General features: G+C 50.7%; 21 protein-coding genes and 2 tRNA genes. 16 read left to right on the forward strand and 7 right to left on the reverse strand.

The window, feature by feature from the left end; translation table 11 throughout:
• Nucleotides 1–4: 4 nt before the first annotated feature.
• Both LQZ19_RS15585 and deoD read right to left on the reverse strand, forming a co-directional pair.
• Nucleotides 5–934, reverse strand: coding sequence for an alpha/beta hydrolase (locus LQZ19_RS15585; protein WP_411048609.1), 930 nt, complete (start codon nucleotides 932–934; stop codon nucleotides 5–7).
• A gap of 8 nt (nucleotides 935–942) precedes the next feature.
• A complete protein-coding gene (gene deoD / locus LQZ19_RS15590) occupies nucleotides 943–1,647 on the reverse strand; it encodes a purine-nucleoside phosphorylase (RefSeq protein ID WP_411048610.1) in 705 nt (234 codons plus the stop codon).
• A 129-nt stretch (nucleotides 1,648–1,776) separates the two neighbouring features.
• On the opposite strand from deoD, the gene LQZ19_RS15595 reads away from it, so the two are divergent.
• Both LQZ19_RS15595 and LQZ19_RS15600 read left to right on the forward strand, forming a co-directional pair.
• Nucleotides 1,777–3,135: an MATE family efflux transporter gene (locus LQZ19_RS15595; RefSeq protein ID WP_411048611.1), complete on the forward strand. Its 1,359-nt coding sequence runs from the start codon at nucleotides 1,777–1,779 to the stop codon at nucleotides 3,133–3,135.
• Nucleotides 3,125–3,571, forward strand: a complete 447-nt coding sequence (locus tag LQZ19_RS15600) for a MarR family winged helix-turn-helix transcriptional regulator (protein ID WP_411048612.1) — start codon at nucleotides 3,125–3,127, stop codon at nucleotides 3,569–3,571. Before LQZ19_RS15595 ends, LQZ19_RS15600 begins: the two co-directional genes overlap by 11 nt.
• A gap of 32 nt (nucleotides 3,572–3,603) precedes the next feature.
• On the opposite strand, the gene LQZ19_RS15605 is transcribed toward LQZ19_RS15600, so the two are convergent.
• From LQZ19_RS15605 to LQZ19_RS15620, 4 genes are all read right to left on the reverse strand, one after another.
• Complete coding sequence (locus LQZ19_RS15605) at nucleotides 3,604–4,296, reverse strand: PD-(D/E)XK nuclease family transposase (protein ID WP_411048613.1); 693 nt, start codon at nucleotides 4,294–4,296, stop codon at nucleotides 3,604–3,606.
• A 329-nt stretch (nucleotides 4,297–4,625) separates the two neighbouring features.
• The gene (locus LQZ19_RS15610; RefSeq protein ID WP_411048614.1) at nucleotides 4,626–5,885 is read right to left on the reverse strand and encodes a hypothetical protein; all 1,260 of its coding nucleotides are present in this window, start codon (nucleotides 5,883–5,885) and stop codon (nucleotides 4,626–4,628) included.
• Complete coding sequence (locus LQZ19_RS15615) at nucleotides 5,882–6,157, reverse strand: hypothetical protein (RefSeq protein ID WP_411048615.1); 276 nt, start codon at nucleotides 6,155–6,157, stop codon at nucleotides 5,882–5,884. The genes LQZ19_RS15610 and LQZ19_RS15615 overlap by 4 nt, the downstream gene beginning before the upstream one ends.
• A 54-nt stretch (nucleotides 6,158–6,211) precedes the next feature.
• Nucleotides 6,212–6,760 (reverse strand): hypothetical protein, encoded by a 549-nt coding sequence (locus LQZ19_RS15620; RefSeq protein ID WP_411048616.1) that lies wholly within the window; start codon nucleotides 6,758–6,760, stop codon nucleotides 6,212–6,214.
• Between the two features lie 353 nt (nucleotides 6,761–7,113).
• Here LQZ19_RS15620 and LQZ19_RS15625 point away from each other — a divergent pair, with 353 nt between their 5' ends.
• From LQZ19_RS15625 to LQZ19_RS15635, 3 genes are all read left to right on the forward strand, one after another.
• Nucleotides 7,114–7,437, forward strand: coding sequence for a helix-turn-helix domain-containing protein (locus LQZ19_RS15625; protein WP_411048617.1), 324 nt, complete (start codon nucleotides 7,114–7,116; stop codon nucleotides 7,435–7,437).
• Nucleotides 7,434–7,565, forward strand: a complete 132-nt coding sequence (locus LQZ19_RS15630) for a hypothetical protein (protein ID WP_411048618.1) — start codon at nucleotides 7,434–7,436, stop codon at nucleotides 7,563–7,565. The genes LQZ19_RS15625 and LQZ19_RS15630 overlap by 4 nt, the downstream gene beginning before the upstream one ends.
• 231 nt (nucleotides 7,566–7,796) lie before the next feature.
• Entirely contained in the window at nucleotides 7,797–8,030 is a 234-nt protein-coding gene (locus LQZ19_RS15635) for a hypothetical protein (RefSeq protein ID WP_411048619.1), read from the forward strand.
• A gap of 26 nt (nucleotides 8,031–8,056) precedes the next feature.
• On the opposite strand, the gene LQZ19_RS15640 is transcribed toward LQZ19_RS15635, so the two are convergent.
• Complete coding sequence (locus LQZ19_RS15640; protein ID WP_411048620.1) at nucleotides 8,057–9,016, reverse strand: Rpn family recombination-promoting nuclease/putative transposase; 960 nt, start codon at nucleotides 9,014–9,016, stop codon at nucleotides 8,057–8,059.
• 424 nt (nucleotides 9,017–9,440) lie between these two features.
• On the opposite strand from LQZ19_RS15640, the gene LQZ19_RS15645 reads away from it, so the two are divergent.
• The 11 genes from LQZ19_RS15645 to rpoC all read left to right on the forward strand — a co-directional run bounded on the left by LQZ19_RS15645 (nucleotide 9,441) and on the right by rpoC (nucleotide 21,322).
• Nucleotides 9,441–9,513, forward strand: a tRNA-Thr gene (locus tag LQZ19_RS15645).
• 20 nt (nucleotides 9,514–9,533) lie between these two features.
• Nucleotides 9,534–9,707, forward strand: coding sequence for a 50S ribosomal protein L33 (gene rpmG / locus LQZ19_RS15650; RefSeq protein WP_411048621.1), 174 nt, complete (start codon nucleotides 9,534–9,536; stop codon nucleotides 9,705–9,707).
• An 11-nt stretch (nucleotides 9,708–9,718) separates the two neighbouring features.
• Nucleotides 9,719–9,791, forward strand: a tRNA-Trp gene (locus LQZ19_RS15655).
• A gap of 222 nt (nucleotides 9,792–10,013) precedes the next feature.
• The gene (secE, locus tag LQZ19_RS15660) at nucleotides 10,014–10,193 is read left to right on the forward strand and encodes a preprotein translocase subunit SecE (protein WP_411048622.1); all 180 of its coding nucleotides are present in this window, start codon (nucleotides 10,014–10,016) and stop codon (nucleotides 10,191–10,193) included.
• 24 nt (nucleotides 10,194–10,217) lie between these two features.
• Entirely contained in the window at nucleotides 10,218–10,775 is a 558-nt protein-coding gene (nusG, locus tag LQZ19_RS15665; RefSeq protein ID WP_411048623.1) for a transcription termination/antitermination protein NusG, read from the forward strand.
• 206 nt (nucleotides 10,776–10,981) lie between these two features.
• Nucleotides 10,982–11,416, forward strand: coding sequence for a 50S ribosomal protein L11 (gene rplK, locus LQZ19_RS15670; RefSeq protein WP_411048648.1), 435 nt, complete (start codon nucleotides 10,982–10,984; stop codon nucleotides 11,414–11,416).
• Complete coding sequence (rplA, locus tag LQZ19_RS15675; RefSeq protein ID WP_411048624.1) at nucleotides 11,413–12,093, forward strand: 50S ribosomal protein L1; 681 nt, start codon at nucleotides 11,413–11,415, stop codon at nucleotides 12,091–12,093. Before rplK ends, rplA begins: the two co-directional genes overlap by 4 nt.
• 3 nt (nucleotides 12,094–12,096) lie before the next feature.
• On the forward strand, nucleotides 12,097–12,648 hold the full coding sequence (gene rplJ / locus LQZ19_RS15680) for a 50S ribosomal protein L10 (protein WP_411048625.1): 552 nt from the start codon (nucleotides 12,097–12,099) through the stop codon (nucleotides 12,646–12,648).
• A gap of 124 nt (nucleotides 12,649–12,772) precedes the next feature.
• Nucleotides 12,773–13,165 (forward strand): 50S ribosomal protein L7/L12, encoded by a 393-nt coding sequence (gene rplL, locus LQZ19_RS15685; RefSeq protein WP_411048626.1) that lies wholly within the window; start codon nucleotides 12,773–12,775, stop codon nucleotides 13,163–13,165.
• Between the two features lie 125 nt (nucleotides 13,166–13,290).
• Nucleotides 13,291–16,824 (forward strand): DNA-directed RNA polymerase subunit beta, encoded by a 3,534-nt coding sequence (rpoB, locus tag LQZ19_RS15690; protein ID WP_411048627.1) that lies wholly within the window; start codon nucleotides 13,291–13,293, stop codon nucleotides 16,822–16,824.
• Between the two features lie 157 nt (nucleotides 16,825–16,981).
• On the forward strand, nucleotides 16,982–21,322 hold the full coding sequence (gene rpoC, locus LQZ19_RS15695) for a DNA-directed RNA polymerase subunit beta' (protein ID WP_411048628.1): 4,341 nt from the start codon (nucleotides 16,982–16,984) through the stop codon (nucleotides 21,320–21,322).
• Nucleotides 21,323–21,375 lie beyond the last annotated feature (53 nt).

Here is a 21,375-nt window from a genome sequence, read left to right on the forward strand (position 1 = left end):
CCCCCTAATTATCCAAAAAGTTATTGATCAATTCGTAAGTCTTTTTTACATGAACAAAATGGGGCGGCAGCATCATATAGCCGTGGAAAGCATCCTTCATCCGGTAAAGCTCCACCTGATTCCCCGCTGTTTCCAGCCTCTTTCCATAAAATTCCCCCTCATCCCGGAGGGGGCAATACTCGGCGGTGATAATCAAGGTCCTGGGCTGGCGGCTCAAATCCGCCGCTTCCAGGGGGGCAAAGTAGGGGTTCACCGAATCCGCCCCGGAGCCCTTATACAATTCTAGCATATCTTCAACTCTTTTTGAAGTTAAAAGATAATCATATCCGTTGGTCCGTATGGACTCAAAGGGTGAATTTTCGCTGTGGTCCGCGGCGGTGGCGGGGTAGAGCAGTATTTGGCGGGGCGGCAAAAATTCCCCCCGGTCCCGGGCCATGAGGGAAACCGCCGCCGCAAGATTTCCCCCGGCACTGTCGCCGATGATTGTTATATTGGAAGGGTCCACGTGCAAAAGACCGTTTCCCAGAAACAGTTCCCGGGCCACGGCGTAGCAGTCCTCCGGGGCCGTGGGGAACCGGTATTCCGGGGCAAGCCGGTAATCTACGGAAACCACGATACTGGAGCTGGCCCCTGCCAAACGGCTACACATCTCGGTATAGCTTTCAATACTCCCCAGGACCCAGCCGCCGCCGTGGAAAAACAGCAGGAGCCGCCGGGGCTTCCCCTTTTTGGGCAGGAAAACCCGCACCGGTATCTCGTAATCCCCGGAGCTGACAACATGGTCCCAGACGGAGTATTCCGTCGGTAAGGGGCGTAACCTGGCACCCAGGTTTTCAAAATGCCGTTCAACCTTATAGCTTTTTTTGATATCCACATTCAGGTTCAGGTAGGCTATTGTTTTGAGCGCCGCCCGCATTGCCTTGTTGATAGCCATAGCTGCCCTCAGGAGATAGCCGTTTCCAAGGCTACCTCCATCATCCCGGTAAAGGCGGTTTGCCGTTCCTCGGCGCTGGTCGTCTCGCCTGAGACCAGGCTGTCCGAGATGGTTAGCAATGACAGGGCTTCCCGGCCGTATTTGGCCGCCAGGGTGTAGAGTTCCGCCGTCTCCATTTCCACCGCCATAACGCCGAATTTTGCCCAAAGTTTCCAATCCCCGGGGTCCTCGGCGTAAAACATATCCGTTGAAACAATGGATCCCACCTTAGGCTGCCAACCCCTGGCGGCTGCCGTGTCGTATGCGGTCTTGAGGAGGCTGAAGGCCGCGGTGGGGGCGAAGTTTCTTCCCCCAAAGCGTTGGTTGTTGGCCCCCGAATCGGTGGATGCCGACATGGCTATAACCAGATCCCGGAGCTTAAGTTCCGGCAGTATAGCCCCCGCCGTCCCGATACGTATGGCCCGGCGGACATGGTAATCCCGGAACAGCTCATTAACGTAGATAGAAATTGAAGGAATCCCCATCCCTGTCCCCTGTACGGATACCCGTTTCCCCCGGTAGATTCCGGTATACCCAAGCATATTCCGCACCCCGGTATACTGAACCGGTTCTTCCAGGAAATTTTCCGCAATAAACTTTGCCCGCAGGGGGTCGCCGGGCAGCAGAATCGCCTCGGCGATGTCCCCGGATTTTGCCGCAATATGAGTGGACATGACAACTCCTTCTATCTAGATACTAAGACCAACAGCAGGGAGGATCTACCCCTTGTCTTGGTAAGCGATTTATTGTACCTTAAAGTTAATAGCTTAATTTTTAAGATTTTAACAATTGCGGAGTAAACAATGGCGGCGCAGACGGGTAACAGGAACTTACATTTAATGGAATCAACGCCGGTTTGGGTCAGTATTATCCGGCTTGCCCTCCCGATGATGTTCAGCATGATTGCCCAGTTGGTCTACAATATGACCGATACGTTTTTTATCGGACAAACCGGGGACCCGAACATGGTAGCGGGTATTTCGCTGGCAATGCCGCTTTTTATGGTATCCCAGGGTGTGGGGAATATATTCGGCGTAGGGGCCTCAAGTTATATCTCCCGTATGCTCGGCGCGCGGGAAGCGGAAATCGCAAAACGTACCAACGCGGTATCTTTTTACACAACCATCCTCGCAGGCGTGGTTATTACAATTGTCCTGCTTCTGTTCCGTAAGTCGATTTTGCACGTCATCGGAACGAGTGACGTAACGTTTCCCTACGCCGATAGTTATTTTACGATAATTTCTGCGTTTATCGTCATTGCGCTGCTCAATATTTCCTTATCGGGACAAATCAGAAGTGAAGGCGCCACCGATAAGGCAATGATTGGTACGCTCATCGGCATAATCATTAACATCATTCTTGATCCGGTGTTTATTTTGGTTTTTAATATGGGAACCGCAGGCGCGGCATGGGCCACCGTGATAGGACAGGCCGCTTCACTGGTGTATCTCCTTTGGTGTTTTATGTCCCCCCATACCATGCTTTCGATACATCCCCGGGATTTTAAGCCCTCCGGGAAGATATACGGAGAAATTCTCAAAATCGGACTACCCGCGGCGCTTTCAAACATCGTGATGAGCCTTGCGATGGCGGTACGGAATCTTATGGCCGCAAGCTACGGCGATATGGTAATTGCCGGTATGGGAGTTACCATACGGGTTGAAAGTTTAAGTTTTATGCTGATAATGGCCCTGGCCATGGGTTACCAGCCCTTTGCCGGATTTAATTACGGGGCTAAAAACTATGGGCGTCTCAAAAAGGGCATGAAGATAACTTTTATGTATACCACCGCTTTGGCGCTGTTTTTCGTCGGCGCCTTTGCCCTGGCGGGGCGCAGCATCATTGCGCTTTTTATCAATGACGCCCAAACAATTACGGCGGGAGCAAGCTTTCTACACGCTTTTTTATTTGGGCTTCCTGTTTTGGGCATTCAGATGACGATTATGGTAACGTTCCAAGCCCTTGGAAAGCCGGTACTGGGAACGATAGTATCCCTGGGGAGACAGTGTTTGTTTTATATACCCCTCGTTTATGTGTTTAATCATTTTTGGGGGTTCGAAGGGTTTGTATTTTCACAACCCGTTGCCGATATAGCTACCACCGTAATTGCCCTTTTTTTGGTACGCGGCCTGTTAAAGGAGTTAAAGCATCATGAAAAATGAACTGCATAATGAATTACTCCGTTCTCTTTTCATGCTAAAAAAATTTACCAATACGTTCCGCCCCGCTGTTCTTCCTAAGGAAGACGAGATGAACCTCGCGTCATTTACCTTGCTCTATTATATTAAGGAGCACAACGGAGATTTGAGTTGTGAAAAAATCAGGAACGAACTATCGGTTACAAAACCTGCGGTTTCGCAAATGCTTGCTTCCCTCGAAAAAAGGGGTTTTTTAACCCGTGAAACGAACAAAGAAAACCGGAGATGTATTGTACTTTCCCTCACCGAAAAGGGAACTCAATTTATTGAAAAGACGCAGCGAAAAACCGAAAAACGGCTTACGGAAATTATCAAACGCTTTGGCGAAGACGAAACCCACAGTTTAATAACGCTGGTCAACCGTTTCGTGTCAATTATGGAAGAATCTGACCGGGAGTAGAATACGATAGCAGTTTTGCCCGGATACTTTTCTTAGCCGTCAGCCCGGTTATGCAAATTTTGAACCGCCTGCCGCAATTCCTGTTCCAAAGTCTGGATTTTTCTGTCTTTTTCCTGGAGCGCCGTGTCCTTCTCCCGGAGTATTCCTGCGTATTTCTTTTCAGCCCGTTTCTCTCCCCGTTTCTCTCCCCGCTTCTCCCCTACGGCTTCTCCTTCCTGTAAACCAGCCAGTCTTGCGTTTGTCATACCGCTCTGCCAATCCAGTTCGTTCTTGAGTTCGTGCTCAAGCCGAGCCCGCATTATCTCATCCTCACTCACGGTCAAAAGTTCCGCCGTTGCCATGGATATTGCCTCCTCGTAGTTTAGTATCTCGTTAATCAAATCCCGATATATGGGGTCCTGGATATACCGGAAGAACACCGCCCACCGTTCTATGGTCGTCATTGCAGGAACCGGCTTGGCCAGGAACTGTTCCGCCTTCAACAATTCAATGTCAATTATAGAGGTCAGCCCATCAAATGGCAAGTTATTTTCCTTGTCATAATAGCGGAACCGGTGGACCAGAGCATTGTCACCATGAAGATTCTTGCTAAGAAGGGAAATTTGCCAGGTAGGTTGCAGATCCCTATAACGGCGCTCAATTCCCTTGATATCCTGGGTAGTAAAGAGCCGGGCAAGGTGATATTCCTGCCGCCAATGCTCATGGGTATCCGGGTCTACGGTCATTTCGATGTTGCCCAGGTTGCCGTAGATACCGGCCTTACCCTAGAAGAAGTTGAGCAATTATAGCCGCTAGGCGCTTTTCGTGCTAAGCCTTCTCCCCTCGCCCCCTTGTTGGCCGTGATTATCAGGCAAAATTTGGGTATGATTTGACTATAAAAATTTTGTCTAATAATCACGGCGAATTTTTCCTGGGTGTAATCTAAGGCCCTGGGGATCAAAGAAACATCGAAGGGTTCCTCAAACCCTGTCCTGGACATCAGACTTACTGCCACTGAGAAAAGCTGTTGCCATCGGTTTTTTGGGCCGGTATAACGCCATCATTCTTACTATGTTTATTTTAGCTGTTCCTCATATCTGGAATAAATTTCTTTTACCGAAGCAATCTGTGTATTGAGTGAATTAAGCCGTGTGCCACGTTCTCCAGCACCCGGTACTTGAGAAATATCGTTGCAATAAAGAAAAACGGGTACACGCTGCCCGCTTACATTAGTCCCATATTCGCGGGTTACATAGTAAAATCCACCGTGCATTATTATGGTTGTTCCTGTTCGGGAAATCGTTTCTGTCGTAATATTTTTTCGTAGTACAACAGTTAAGTTGCTCCTTACATCTCTGTAACCATTAGACTGAACCGTTGTCAGGTTCATAGGAAGCGGCTGTGCTATACCCCATATTGAATATGTTAAAGCATTGCTATTTTCAGAGGTATCGGTTATTTCCCCTTGAATAAAGAATTCCGGGAAAACATCAACCAGAGGGACTTTCTCCAACTCCAATTGTTTAAGGAATATATTGAGCTTATCGCTAAGTATTTCAACCAATAGCCTATTCTGAAATGGATATTTCATTTTTGGTTTTAATGCCACTAGGGCCTTTGCAAATGCCTCGCAGGTACTTGGGCTATTTATGACGGATTGGGGTAATGAAGCGATTAAAGCCTGGGTATCAGAATGTGCTTTTTCAAAAAATTTTGTTTTAGAGAGATCAACCATGGACTGTAAAGAAAGTGAAGGAATTCCAATACTGCAATTGGAAAAATTATCTATAGAAGTACCAGCCATTAGAATTTTTGCCTGGAGTTCTTCAGTAAACAGCAAGATTCCCCCTTCACTTGACAAAGAAGAAACCCTGGGAGAATTCCTGGAGTTTCCGATGATTATAACAACCTCCGTACCAATTGGCGGTAATACTGTTTCTGTTTTTTTGTTTTCTGTCAATATTTCCCGTTTTTTTGGCGCACCTTCTTTTTGACGTTCGGATTCCCTTACATTTTCAAAGCGTCCTGTATGAATATCCTGCCCTTCATAGAAGAATTTATAAGTTTGAACGGTAGAAACTTCGTATTCTTCCATGGATTGTGAATAACTCAGCTCAATTCCTATCAAGCTATTATCTTCAATATATCTAAATAACGGGGTAGGATTTCTCTTGGGTTTAAACACTTTCTCTGTACTAATTATTCTCTCTTCATAGCCGGGTTTTATTTGGCGGTATGGATAAAATGGTTTTAAGAAGAGGGTATAAAGACTGTTACAGCTACTTAATAAAAAGGTCATACAGGTCAGGAGAAAAATGCCTATTATATTTTTCATATTTTTCTCCAACATTCACATTCAGAAAAATCATCTTTAATATTTTTTGAATAGGCTACCCCGAGGTCTTCAACTAAAATATTTTGATATTTGACAATTGACTTACCAATATGCCCATGATATGACTCAATGGTTGAGAAAGGCTGGGCATTTACCAGATAGTCATTGGTATATTTTTGTATGAGCTTTTGAATAACCATATGTGTATCAAAGATATGTTTACCCGGAATGGAATTGATAATTTCCCGGATAAGGTTGTCCAATTGATTCATTTTAACCTCCATAGGGAGAACATTGCACCTTCGGTCCGTTGTCTCCCTGTTCCCTTATTTTTTTATTAGCTGTTTGTTTACTACGCACATATTTTTCCCTGTGCAATAGGTAACTTTCTCTGATTCTTCCCATATATAACAGGGAAGGCTAACCCCATTAAAATTATTAGTCGCTATTATAATTTCTGTAGGGTTTCCCTTTTGGCTTTTTATCATTTCAAACAACTGGGCAGAAGATATTTCCCAAAGTGTACGGACGGCAAGCAGTTTATTGTTGGAAAAAAAAATGGATACATTTGGTATTGGATCATTTAGATAATACACGTGTATATAATCTGGCAATGGTGATGATAAATCTATTTCGACTAAATTCTCCGGAAATTGGTTATTCAAATTTGCTTTATCTAAATTAAAAATATCCAGTTTTGCGCCGAAAGATTCTTGATTAGGATTTGTAACCCTTAGAACCTCTCTTGCTTTAAGTACCACTTGATCTTTTGTCATGTCTGTATTTAACCCATTCCATAAATCAAATGCAAACAAATGAGAAGACAAAATAAACATGTAAAAGATTGCTAATACCAACATAATATGTTTTTTCATAAAATATTCCTTTGTGTTTATAGTTCCCACCGAACTTTTTTGTTTTATCCATACGGATAAAAATTTTAACTCGCCTTGCTGCTGTCTTCCATGGTACAATCCGGTTCAGTAGCTCCCTAGAGAGCTCCTTTCTGGTCACTTATCCGGGGTACCCCTGATGTGGCTAAACCCCACCGACTTGCCACAATGGCGCTTAAAGTCGGTTTTTCATACTTTAGTCTTAAAATGACCTTAGTCTTGTACGTTTAATACCATCAGTATAAAACATTTCGTTCTATACTATAAAACATTCCGTTTTTTGTCAAGCTATCTATCTTGTAGTTTAATAAGGTAGAACGTTAAGGATGGGTTGAATGGGGGGACAAGACATAAAGGATGCCTTAGGCAGAAATATCAAGTTTTTTCGGGCTCACCGGCAGTTATCCCAAGCCGATTTGGCCGAAAGGGCCGGGATTTCCATCACCTTTTTGAGTACCATAGAACGGGGGTTACAGTTCCCCAAAGCCGAGACCTTATTTTGCCTTTCCAGGGGGCTTGAGGTGGAGGTTTACGAGCTGTTTAAGGGAGAAATTGTCCTAGATGACGAGACCAAAAAACTTTTAGACCGTTTTTCCGGGGATATTACAAAAAATGTAGTTCAAGCACTGGAAGCTGTGTATAAGCAGTATGAAATATGACAGAGGCAAAACTGGCGGATTTAAGCCTTTGTGATTATCAGGCAAAATTTGGGTATGATTTGATTATAAAAATTGATGTTCAGGGGATGGATATGATTCCAATTATAAGAGCTTTCAGTGAATTATAGATTTTTCGAACCGGAAGAAAAACGAACCCTTTATGGTCGAGATAGATTCCAAGCTGTACGCCGTTCCCCTTGGGGCTATCAAAAAATTCCTCGGCAGCTCCTGAATCGTTCTTTCCCCAGGATTAATCCCCTGATAGCAGATTACAAGGAGAAAGCGCCAAAGACGAAGGCATTGCAATGGGTGAGGTGAAGGGCCTGGAGCCGCTTTTTGAAGCCGAATAGGAGAACTGTATGCAAGACATTACCGACAAAGAAGGGGAAGCCCTGGATGAATATTATACCGAGCATTTGCCAGTCACCGATCCCTCCAAAGGCGGCGTCACAACCCAGCAGGGCTTCCGCATGGTGGCGATCGACCGCCTTTCAGAGGACTACCTCTTGACCAAGGCAATTGCGGCACATAAAACACCAACTGAAATTATCGGTGAGCTGGTTCGGGAAAAGATCGCCGCTTTGGCGACTTAAATTTCTGACTATCTAAAGCACCCCCCCTATTGTGAGGAAATATTTTTGACAGTTGCAAGGTCAAGTCCGGTCCCTTTGGCAACTTGCTCCGGGCTCAATCCCATCCCAAGGAAATTTCGTGCGTCTTCCAGGGCTTTTTCCTCCTTGCCTACCCTCTCGCCTTCCTCTCTGGCGCGGCGTCTGTCTTCCAGCACCTTTTCCACCACATGCTCAAACATGCCCCGTTCCTCCTTCCCGGTGAAATAATTGGTCACGATCCGCGTCTCCTCCTTGGGAAACTTAAGCCGATTCAACAGGGTGCTCATCACATCCGTTATCAGTCTAGTCAATTCCTTGGGGATTTTCAACGCCATCCGTTCGAGGTAGTCAGGGGGTATCTTACTCAGAAGTGACTCCCCGTCCCAGGTTTCCAGCTTGTCTATCAGCATGATCAGGGACAACGCGTCGCCAAACCGGACCAGATCCTCCGGCGCGTACCGGTTCAGGTCCACCAGAAGGTATTCAAACTTGGGGATGTACTTTTGGAACACCTGGTTCAGGGCGGTCCGGTCCAGGAAGTTCAGCTCCGCCGTCCAAGGGTCCGTTCCGTCATAGAAAACGATAGGCAGTACCGGCGGATACCGGAAACCCTTCTTTGCGCTGGCGCCCTCTTGCTCCTTGTTGATTTCTTTTTCGTAGTTATCCAGGATAAGGCAAATGTACTGGAGCATCTTGAAGCTCGACCTGAAATTCACCTTGGACTCGTACTCCAGCAGGGCTATGACAAAGAAGGGTGGTTCGCCCTTGAGGTTGATCCGCTTGACCGTGTCCGAGTCCTGGTTGTCTTGGAAAAGCGGCAGGAATCGTTCGCTCATGTCCTCGATGTCCTCGGGCTGAACATCCTTGAGCAGCTCGATATTCAGATAATCCCGCAAAAATTCGACAAAAAGCTGGTGGTTGCCCAGGATGAGCTTAAAGCTGTTGTCCTTGGCGTTGTGGATGGCCATGCTATATTACCCCCTTGGCTGTGGTTTGATGGCGGCGCAGATTGTCCGCTTTAAACCTCTTAAGGGATCGAGGGTGGATTTTGCTTTAGTCATGCCAAAAAAAAGTGACAAAGATCACCCCGCTAGTGGCTTCCGCCGAGGGGGAAACTGCTGTGTCATTTGCGTGCTGTCATTTTCTCCTCCAATCTGCCTTTATAGTCTGGTTTCTTCCCTCCCTGTTAGCCGCTAAGCCGCCCCATTGCCAAAACCCCCTGTTTTCGCTATACTTAGCTAATATTGTCCTCGGTTCCCTCCTTTTGCTGTTTTTAGGCATAGGGGGATTAATAGTTTGAGTTTTTAGCTGCTAATCTATTGACACAGATAGAGGTTTTTGGTAACCTACCAGAACCTGCGGACCGGAGGTCCGGTAAAATGCTCGGGTGATGCCCTTGTAGCTCAGTTGGCAGAGCATATCCATGGTAAGGATAAGGTCAACAGTTCGATTCTGTTCGAGGGCTGGTAGGTAGGAGGAAGAGACATGGCGAGTAAAAAGACAGCGGTGGAGCTTATTGCCCTGCAATGTACTGAATGCAAGCGGAAAAATTATACGACCTCAAAAAACCGTCGGAATATCCAGGAAAAGCTGGAATTCAGTAAATATTGCCCCTTTGACCGGAAGCATACCCTGCACAAGGAAACAAAGGTTAAGTAGTTGCAGCTCAGAGGCGTATAGCTCAGTTGGTAGAGCAGCGGTCTCCAAAACCGCAGGTCGTGGGTTCGAAGCCTACTGCGCCTGGAATGAAATGGAAGGCGCAGTAGGCTTCGAAGGGTCTGCCCCGCCGACCAACGGGAGGAAAAGGGCGCATGGATGCGCCCGACAGGGGCAGACCCCGGCCCGGAGGCCCGAAACAGGATGTTGAGGGCCGGAGGGGAAGCCGAGCGCCTGGAATGAAATGGAAGGCGCAGTAGGCTTCGAAGGGCCTGTGTGACCAGGCTGATTTGAGAAGGAGAAGGTGACATGCGCAAGATAGTTCAGTTTATCAAGGAATCCTACGCAGAACTCCGCAAGGTCGTATGGCCGAGCAAGGAGGATGTTGTCAGCTCCGTGAAGGTGGTACTTATTTCTACCGTTTTATTCGCTGCAGTTCTTGGGCTGGTGGATGTGCTTCTGCTTCTGGGCGTACAGGCAATATTTTAACAAAGAGGGCAAAAAAGGTACAATATGGCTACGGGTTGGTACGTGCTTCATACCTATTCCGGATATGAAAACAAAATAGAAAAAACCATCCGCATGATGACCGCTGCGGGAGATCTCGATAAAGAGGTCGTCCGTGATGTAAAGGTGCCCTCCGAAGAGGTGGTGGAAGTCAAGGATGGGAAGAAGCGGACCCTGACCCGGAAGTTTCTGCCCGGGTATATCCTGGTAGAAATGGACCTTCCGGACCTGGAGTGGAAGGCGCCCTGTTCGAAGATTAAGAAGATTCAGGGGGTTACCGGCTTTGTGGGAACCCCGGCGGATAAGAAGCCCCAGCCCTTGACCGGGGACGAAGCCCGGGGGATTTTGCAGAAATCCGGGGAGATTAAGGGAGAACGGCCCGTCCGCGCCCGGCAGAGTTTCGCCGCAGGCGAACAGGTTAAGATTATTGACGGACCCTTTGAGTCCTTTACGGGGACCATCGAAGAGGTCAACCAGGAAAAGAACAAGCTTAAGGTTATGGTCGGGATTTTCGGCCGCAATACCCCGGTAGAGGTAGACCTTTTGCAAGTAGAGAAAATGTAGCGAACTTTAGTTCGAGCGAACTTTAGTTCGAGCGAACTTTAGTTCGAGCGAACTTTAGTTCGAGCGAACTTCGAGCGAACTTTAGTTCGAGCGAACTTTAGTTCGAGCGAACTTTAGTTCGAGCGAACTTTGGTTCGAGCGAACTTTGGTTCGAGCTATATAGTGGAAGTTTCCCGAGGGAAACGTTATTACCACAAAGGAGTATCATAATGGCAAAGAAAAAGGTTGCCACCTACGTCAAGCTCCAGTGCCCGGCGGGAAAGGCCACTCCGGCCCCGCCCGTTGGCCCTGCCTTGGGACCCCACGGAGTCAGCGCTCCCCAGTTTGTCACCCAGTTTAATGACCGGACGAAAACTATGGAGGCTGGGCTTATCATTCCGGTGGTCATTACCGTGTATACGGATAAGACCTTCACCTTCATTCTCAAAACCCCCCCTGCGGCGGTTTTGATTAAAAAGGCTATTGGCCTGGAAAAGGGTTCCGCGGAATCTCACAAGGTCAAGGTCGGGAAGCTGCCCAAGGCTAAGTGTGAAGAAATCGCCAAACTGAAGATGCCGGATCTGTCCGCCAATGATGTTGACGCCGCCATGCGGATTATCGCCGGGACTGCCCGGTCCATGGGTGTCGAGGTAGAAAAATGAGCCACGGAAAAAAATACACCGAAAGCCTAAAAAAATACGATGCCGCAGTTTCTTACCCTTTAAAAGAGGCGGTAGACAAGGTAAAGACCCTGGCATTTGCCAAATTTGACGAGACCGTGGACCTTGCGGTCAAGGTAAGCCTGAAAAAGAGCCAATCCGTCCGGGATACGGTGGTACTTCCCCATCAGTTCCATGCGGAAAAGCGGGTATTGGTGTTCTGCAAGGCGGAAAAGGAAAAGGAAGCCCAGGAAGCGGGGGCAACCTATGTGGGCGCCGAGGACCTGATCGAGAAAATCAAGGGGGGCTGGCTGGACTTTGATGTTGCGGTGGCCACTCCGGATATGATGAAGGACGTTGGTAAGCTAGGTATGGTCCTGGGCCGCCGCGGCCTTATGCCTAATCCCAAGACCGGAACCGTAACCTTCGACCTCAAAAGCGCCCTGTCGGAGCTTAAAAAGGGCCGGGTAGAATTCCGGGCCGATAAGACCGGTGTGGTACACCTGGCGGTGGGTAAGGTTTCCATGGATGCCGAAAAGCTTGCTGAAAATGTCAATGCGGTGGTTACGGAAATTAAACGGAAGCGTCCTGCGGATGCCAAGGGCGAATTTTTGGAAACCGTATCGGTATCTTCCACCATGGGTCCCGGTGTATGGGTTGCTATCAAGGATGAGGAGTAAAATATGGCGATTGTTGCAAAAAAAATACAGGATATTAAAACTAAGGCCATAGCTGAGTTAAAAGAAGATTTTACCGCAGCCCCGGATTTTATCTTTACCGATTATCGCGGGCTTACGGTGGCGCAGATCACCAATCTGCGGAAGAATCTCCGGGCCAAGGAAGCCAAGTTCAAGGTTGTGAAAAACAACTATGCCCGTATCGCCTTTGAACAGCTTTCCGCCCCCGGCGAAGTAGCGTCTTACCTAAACGGCCCGACGGCGGTGGCCATTGCTCCCAAGGATGCCAACGAGGTCGCTAAGATCCTTCTGGATTTTGCCAAGGAAGCTCCGGCGCTGAACGTAAAGGGCGGCTTGGTAGGCGCCAGTGTATACGACGCCAAGCAGGTGGAGGCCTTCTCCAAACTGCCCGGACGGCTGGAACTTATCTCCATGCTCATGTCGGTGATGAACGGTCCGGCCCGGAACCTTGCCGCTGCCCTGAACGACGTCAACGCCAGACTGGTGCGGACCATCAAGGCGGTTGGGGACAAGAAAGCCGAAGGCGGCGCCGCATAAGAAAAGGTTTTAATTTTTCCGTCAGGCTTCGGTTGCTGCCGTTCCTGTCGGGGGTTTATACCGGGTAATACCGGAAACATACCTGTATGGGTGTGTTAATTGAGATATTTTAGGAGAAGATAATATGGCAGCCCTTACTACGGATCAGATTTTAGAAGCGATTTCTTCCATGACAGTTCTGGAGGTTTCCGAACTGGTTAAAGCCATGGAAGAAAAATTCGGTGTTTCCGCCGCCGCCCCTGTTGCGGTCGCCGCTGCCGGCGCCGCTGCCGGAGCCGCCCCCGCAGAAGCTGCGGAGGAACAGACGGAATTCAATGTAATTCTTAAGGCTTATGATGACACCAAGAAAATTGCGGTCATCAAAGAGGTCCGGGCTGTTACCGGTCTTGGTCTCAAGGAGGCAAAGGATCTTGTTGAGGGCGCTCCCAAGCCCCTCAAGGAGAATGTCTCCAAGGATGAGGCTGCAAAGATTAAGGAACAGGTCACTGCCGCCGGCGGTACGGTTGAAGTTCAGTAAGATATTGGGACAAAAGTAATTTTTCTCTAAAAGGGATGTTTGAGAAACGGCGTGAAGATGCCGCTCAAACATCCCGGCGGCTTCCGGCTTTTAGCCGGGGCCTTTTGTAGTTTGGGGGTAAACGCATGGTAAAGGGTAAGGCAATCACAAAGCGAACATACATTGGTAAGGACATACAGGATGTGATGGATCTTCCGGATCTTATTGATATCCAGCTTTGTTCTTATGAGCGATTCCTTCAGCGGGAACGGCTCCGGGGCAAAGAGGCGCCGGAATTGCAGGGGCTGGAGGAAGTATTCAGAACTACCTTTCCCATCGAAAGTCCCAACGGTGATATGACCCTGGAATATGAGTACTATACCCTGGATGAGGATAACATAAAATTTTCTGAACAGGATTGCAAACAAAAGGGTTTGACCTATGCGGTGCCCCTAAAGGCCCGGATCAACCTGATTTTTCAACAGACCGGTGAAATTCGTCAGAAGGATATCTACATGGGTGATATCCCCATCATGAGCGAGCGGGGTACCTTTATCATAAACGGTGCGGAACGGGTGGTGGTTTCCCAGATCCACCGTTCCCCGGGCGTCATCTTTAGCCACGAAAAAGGAATCTACTCCTCCCGGATCATCCCCTACCGCGGTTCCTGGCTGGAGTTTGAAATTGACCAGAAGCGGGAGCTGATCTTCGCCAAGATCGACCGGAAAAAGAGGATCCTGGGAACCATATTCCTCCGGGCCCTTGGGTACGAAAGCCGTGAAGATGTCATTCGGGCCTTCTACAAAACCGAAGTTCTGGACGTTAAGGATGACCGGGAAACCAGGGAACATTTTTCCGGAAAGATACTCGCCAAAGCGGTGGTGGTTGACGGCGTGGAAGGCGAAGGGCCGCGGAAACTTTACCGGGCGGGAGAGAAACTCCACCCCCACAACATCGACGAACTTTTGACCAACGGTGTTACTACCGTGGAGGTCATTGATTTTGAACATAAGGATTCTCTTAACTCTCCCATGCTGATCAACTGTTTTGAGCGGGAGGAGATTAAATTTGTGAAGGAAGATCCCACCAGGGATGAACCTTCCAAGGAAGACGCTCTTTCCAATGTCTACTCCGTGCTTATGCCCGGGGAATCGATCACCGTGGAGGCTGCCGAGAAGGACCTTCAGGGGATGTTCTTTACCAGCCGGCGCTATGACCTGGGTAGGGTGGGGCGTTACAAGCTCAACAAGAAATTTAACCACCAGCCTCCGCTGGAAGATTTTACCCTGACCAAACCGGATATTATCGCCACCATGAAGTTCCTCATCCAGGTTTATGTGGGTGATGAAAACATCGACGATATCGACCACCTGGGTAACCGGCGGGTGCGCTCCGTAGGGGAACTGATGGCCAACGCCATGAAGACCGCCTTTAGCCGCATGGAACGGATAGCCAAGGAACGGATGAGCCTGAAAGAGACCGATACGATTAAGCCCCAGGACTTGATTTCCATTAAGCCCGTGGTTGCGGCCATCAAGGAATTTTACGGTTCCAGCCAGCTTTCCCAGTTCATGGACCAGGTAAATCCCCTGGCGGAACTGACCCACAAACGGCGGCTCAACGCATTGGGCCCCGGGGGACTTTCCCGGGACCGGGCCGGCTTCGAGGTGCGGGATGTTCACTACACCCATTACGGCCGCATGTGTCCCATCGAAACACCGGAAGGTCCGAATATCGGTCTTATCGTATCCCTGGCCAACTATACCCGGGTAAACGAATACGGCTTCCTGGAAACACCCTACCGGAAAGTATCCGACGGGGTGGCCACGGGCAATATTGAATACCTTTCCGCCATGGATGAGGATCGTTACTTCATCGCCCAGGCTTCAGCAAAGCTGAACACCAACGGTTCCTTTGCGGACGAGCAGATTTCCTGCCGCCGTCAGGGGGACTATACCACCAGGGCGCCCGGGGAAATCCAGTACATGGACGTATCCCCCAAGCAGATCATTTCGGTCTCCGCATCCCTGATCCCCTTCCTGGAACACGACGACGCCAACCGGGCCCTGATGGGTTCCAACATGCAGCGTCAGGCGGTACCCCTGGTATTCCCCGAGGCGCCGCGGGTCGGAACCGGTATGGAAGGAAAGTGCGCCTACGACTCCGGCGTCTTAGCCAAGTCCCGGCGCAGCGGTACTGTGGTACGGGTTACCTCCCACGAAATTATTATTAAGCCCGATGAAAGCGGGAAGAACGCCCCCAAGATTCCGGAAACCAACGCCGACGGCCTGGATGAATACCGGCTGGTGAAGTACCAGCGGACAAACCAGGACACCTGCTATAACCAGCGGCCGGTGGTTAAGGTTGGGGAGAAGATTGTGGCCGGTCAGGTTATTGCCGATGGTCCTGCCACCCGGAACGGGGAACTTGCCCTGGGGCGTAATATCCTGGTGGGCTTTATGCCCTGGAACGGGTACAACTACGAAGACTCCATACTTATTTCGGAACGGGTGGTTAAGGACGATATGTTCACTTCCATCCATATAAAAGAGTTTATCACCGAAGTCCGGGAGACCAAGCTGGGGCCGGAAAAGATAACCCGGGATATTCCCAATACTTCGGAGAAGAGCCTGGATAACCTGGACGCTGAAGGGATTATCCGGGTGGGCGCCAAGGTGCGCTCCGGAGATATACTGGTAGGAAAGGTAACGCCGAAGAGCGAAACCGAAACCACCCCGGAGTTCAAGCTCCTCAACTCCATATTCGGCGAGAAGGCCAAGGAAGTGCGGGATTCCAGCCTCCGGGTACCCCACGGTATTGAGGGGACCATCATCGACATCCAGCGCTTAAAACGTACCGAAGGGGACGATCTTAACCCCGGTGTGGATGAAGTAGTAAAGGTGTTGATCGCCACCAAACGGAAACTCCGTGAGGGTGATAAGATGGCGGGCCGCCACGGTAATAAAGGTGTTGTGGCACGGATACTGCCGGAAGAGGATATGCCCTACATGGAAGACGGTACGCCCCTGGATCTGTGCCTGACGCCCTTAGGGGTTCCTTCCCGTATGAATATCGGCCAGCTCCTGGAAACCGAACTTGGCTGGGCGGGCTCCACCCTGGACGAATGGTATTCGGCCCCGGTGTTCCAGTCCCCCTCCACGGATCAGATCGAGGAAAAGCTCAGGGAAGCGAATCTGCCCGTAACCAGTAAGACCGTGCTTCGGGATGGCCGGACCGGGGAACCCTTTGTGAACTCCATATTCTGCGGGATCATTTACTTCCTCAAACTCCACCATCTGGTTGACGATAAGATGCACGCCCGGTCCACCGGTCCCTACTCCTTAGTAACCCAGCAGCCCTTAGGCGGCAAGGCCCAGTTCGGCGGTCAGCGTCTTGGGGAAATGGAAGTCTGGGCTCTGGAAGCGTACGGCGCGGCCAATACCTTACAGGAACTCTTAACCATCAAGTCCGACGATATGACGGGCCGGTCCAAGATATACGAAGCCATTGTAAAGGGAGAACCCTCCACCACCGCGGGGATTCCCGAATCTTTCAACGTATTGGTACAGGAACTGCGGGGCCTGGCGCTGGATATGACCATCTACGACGCCAAGGGAAAACAGATCCCCCTCACCGAGCGGGACGAGGAACTGATAACTAAGAGCGGGAGTAATTTCTAAAATGAAGATGAAGATAAACCACGGAGATCACAGAGGAGACACAGAGTACACAGAGGAAGAAATAAATTATAAATTCTCTGCGTCCTCTGTGGTTTTCCTCCGTGTCCTCTGCGGTTTATCTTTGTGTTGGTAATTTCGATTACGCGAGGAGAATAAGATGCGGGACATACAGGATTTTGATTCGATTATGATAAAGCTGGCCAGCCCGGAGATGATCCGGGCATGGTCTTACGGGGAAGTGAAAAAGCCGGAGACGATTAACTACCGGACCCTGCGGCCGGAGAAGGACGGACTTTTCTGTGAGCGGATTTTCGGGACCACCAAGGAGTGGGAGTGTTACTGCGGCAAGTTCAAGTCTATCCGTTATAAGGGCGTTATCTGCGATCGCTGCGGCGTTGAGGTGACCCACTTCAAGGTGCGCCGGGAACGCATGGGCCATATTGAGCTGGCCGCTCCGGTGTCCCACATTTGGTACTACCGTTCCGTGCCCAGCCGTATGGGTCTGCTTCTGGATCTCCCCCTGGCTGCCCTGCGGTCGGTGCTCTACTACGAAAAGTACGTAGTCATAGACAGCGGCGATACGGATCTTAAAAAGATGCAGCTCCTTACCGAAGAAGAATACTACGAAGCGCAGGATCGCTACGGTCAGGGCTTCTCTGCGGGGATGGGCGCAGAAGCGGTGCGGACCCTGCTGGAAAACCTCAATCTGGATCAGATGGCCATCGATCTCCGGGTAAAGATGATCGATAAGGGCGCCAAGAGTGATAAGCGGCTCCTGAAGCGTATCGAAATTGTGGAGAACTTCCGCAATTCCACGAACAAACCCGAGTGGATGATCCTTGACGTAATCCCCGTGATTCCGCCTGAACTGCGGCCCATGGTTCAGCTTGACGGCGGCCGTTTTGCCACCAGCGATCTTAACGACCTCTACCGCAGGGTTATTAACCGGAACAACCGCCTTAAACGGCTCCAGGTGCTGAACGCCCCGGATATCATCATCCGCAATGAAAAACGGATGCTCCAGGAAGCGGTGGACGCCCTGTTTGATAATTCCAAGAAGAAGCGGGTGGTCAAGGGCGCCAGTAACCGGCCGCTAAAATCCATTAGCGATATGCTCAAGGGTAAGCAGGGGCGGTTTCGGCAGAACCTTCTGGGTAAGCGGGTTGACTATTCCGGACGCAGTGTTATTACCGTAGGACCGGATCTCAAGATTTGGCAGTGTGGGCTCCCAACCAAAATGGCGCTGGAGCTCTTCAAACCCTTTATCATGAAAAAATTGGTTGACAAGGATGTTGTTTACAATATCAAGAAAGCCAAGATGCTGGTGGAGCAGGAGACCCCCGAGGTCTTCGCCATACTGGACGAGGTGGTAAAGGAACACCCGGTATTACTGAACCGGGCGCCTACCCTGCACCGGCTTGGTATACAGGCCTTCGAGCCGGTCCTGGTTGAGGGCAAGGCTATCAGGCTGCATCCCCTGGTCTGTCATGCCTTTAACGCCGACTTTGACGGGGATCAGATGGCGGTCCATGTGCCCTTAACCCAGGCGGCGCAGATGGAGTGCTGGACCCTGATGCTCAGCGCCCGGAACCTCCTTAACCCTGCCAACGGTAAGACCATCGTATTCCCATCCCAGGACATGGTTCTGGGGATTAACTTCCTGACCCGGATTAAGCCCAATTCTAAGGGCCAGGGCCGGCGCTATTCCTCCACCGAGGAGATTCTCATGGCGGTGGAAGCTAAGGCCCTGGACTGGGAAGCGCTTATCAAAGTAAAGCCCGTCAAATTCCCCATCTGGGATAAGGCGGACCGGGAATTCATCCCCGGCGATGATGGGCTTATTGAGACCACCGCGGGGCGGCTGGTGTTTAACGAGGAAATGCCGCCTGAAATTCCCTTCCTTAACTACGAACTCAAGGACAAGGAACTCCGGGGCCTTATTGAAATTGTTTTCCGTGATAAAGGTTCCTGGACTACCGTAAAGATGCTGGACGTTATTAAAGCTACGGGTTACAAGTACGCCACGGTCTTTGGCGCCACCATTGGTGTGGACGACATTGTGGTGCCCAAGGAAAAACCCGAGATGATCGACAAGGCCAACAAGGCGGTCGAGGAAATCCAGCGGCACTGGCGCCAGGGGACTATTACCCAGGAAGAGCGGTACAACCGGGTCGTTGAAGTCTGGTCCAAGACCAACGAAGATCTGACCAACATCATGATGAAGACCCTGGAAGCGGACCGGGACGGGTTCAACTCAGTATATATGATGGCCAACTCCGGCGCCCGGGGAAGCCGCAACCAGATCCGCCAGCTTGCGGGTATGCGGGGCCTTATGGCCAAGCCCTCCGGTGATATTATCGAACTGCCCATACGGTCCAACTTTAAAGAGGGCCTTTCGGTTATCGAATTCTTCATCTCCACCAACGGCGCCCGGAAGGGGCTCGCCGATACGGCCCTTAAAACCGCTGAGGCGGGGTACCTTACGAGGCGGCTTGTGGATATCGCCCAGGACGTGGTGGTTAACGAGGATGACTGCGGGACCATCAACGGTATCAGTTATTCTGCTATCAAGGACGGCGAGGATATTGTGGAGCCCCTGAGCGACCGCATTGTAGGCCGCTACACCCTGGAACGGGTTAAGCACCCCATCACCGGGGAACTCATCGTAGATGTGAACGAGGAAATTACCGAAAGTATTGCTGAGGATATCGAGAAGGCCGGGGTTGAGACCGTACGTATCAGGACGGTTCTTACCTGCGAGGCCAAGCACGGGGTCTGCCGCCGTTGTTACGGGCGGAACCTGGCGACCAACCGGTCGGTGGATATCGGGGAAGCGGTGGGAACCATTGCCGCCCAGTCCATCGGTCAGCCCGGAACCCAGCTTACCATGCGGACCTTCCATATCGGCGGGGCCGCTACGAAGGTGAGCGAGGAAAACCGGACCTTCCTCAAGTACCCGGTGTATATCAAGGAAGTTGTTGGGACCCATGTGGAGCTTGAAAACGGCCGCTGGCTCTTTACCCGCCGGGGTCATGCGGTGGTCAACAAGGTGATGAAGGAATATAAACTGGAAGCCAAGGATGAACCCCTGGTGGAAAGCGGTAAGAAAATTATCCGGGATGAACCTATCATCAAACGGGGCGGGAAAGAAATCCTCTCCCCGGAAATTGCCTTTGCCCTGATCCAGGAAGCGCCCGGAGGGGGACGCAGCCTGTACCTTATCGGCCAGGACCAGAAGATCGAAATCCGTAACGGTTCCGATTTCCTGGTAAAGAAGGGCGAGGTCGTGGACACCGAAAAGACTATCGCTACCTTCGACCCCTTCTCGGACCCCATCATCGCGGAAGCTTCCGGGTATGTGAACTACGAGGATATACTCCCCGGCACTACCCTCAAGGAAGAGCTGGATGAGGAAACCGGAAATACGGAAAAACGGATCACCGAATATCAGTTGGAAAGCAAGCAGCCCAGGATCTTCATCACCGATGAGGAGGGCGCCGAAGTTGCATCCTACTTCCTCCCCGGAGGCGCCTATATCCAGGTTGATGAGTGGCTGGTACCCCCGGATAATACCGAGGGGCGGCCCGCTGAACGGACCAAGATCAAGGCCGGGCGTATCATAGCCAAGACCTTGAAGGAAAGCGCCAAGGCCATGGACATCACCTCCGGTCTGCCGAGGGTCAGCGAGCTTTTCGAAGCCCGCAAGCCCAAGAGCCCCGCGGTTCTTGCCCAGGTTGGGGGTATCGTATTCTTTAAGGGTATCGTCAAGGGCAAGCGGGTGGTAACCATCCAGGACGACTTTGGGAAGGAGTATAAGCACCTCATTCCCATGGCCAAACGATTACAGATCCGGGACGGGGATACCGTGGAAGCCGGGGAGGCCCTCTGCGTAGGGGCGGTCAACCCCCACGATGTTCTGCATATATTGGGCGAGGCCACCCTCCAGCGTTACCTGATGGACGAGATCCAGCAGGTCTACCGCCTCCAGGGCGTGTCCATCAACGACAAGCATATCGGCGTTATCGTCCGGCAGATGATGCGGAAGGTGGAGATCGTCGCCGTGGGGGACACCAAGTTCATCTACGGGCAGATGGTTGACAAATACCGGTTCCACGAGGAAAACGGACGGGTCATTGCCGAAGGCGGTCAGCCCGCGGTAGCCCGGCCCATGTTCCAGGGCATCACCAAGGCGTCCCTTAACATCGATTCCTTCCTGTCCGCGGCGAGTTTCCAGGAAACTACCCGGGTACTTACCAATGCCGCTATTGCCGGGTCCACGGACTATCTCCGGGGCCTCAAGGAAAACATCATCATCGGCCACCCCATACCGGCAGGTACCGGCATGAAGCGTTACCGGGCGGTGAAGCTCTTCGGCGAGGACCAGCAGGACCTGGACGTGCAGATGCAGGAGATCCTGGAACAGCGGAAGCTGGAAAAGGTCGCCGAGCCGGAGGAAGAGGAAGACTTTTCGCCGGAAGCGGAAGAGACGGAAGAATAAACGGGATTTCGGGGATATGATGAACCGGTGTTTAACAGGTCTGTTAGACGCCG

The sequence above is a fragment of the Treponema primitia genome (assembly GCF_046533075.1).
Taxonomy (GTDB): Bacteria; Spirochaetota; Spirochaetia; order Treponematales; family Breznakiellaceae; genus Termitinema; species Termitinema primitia_B.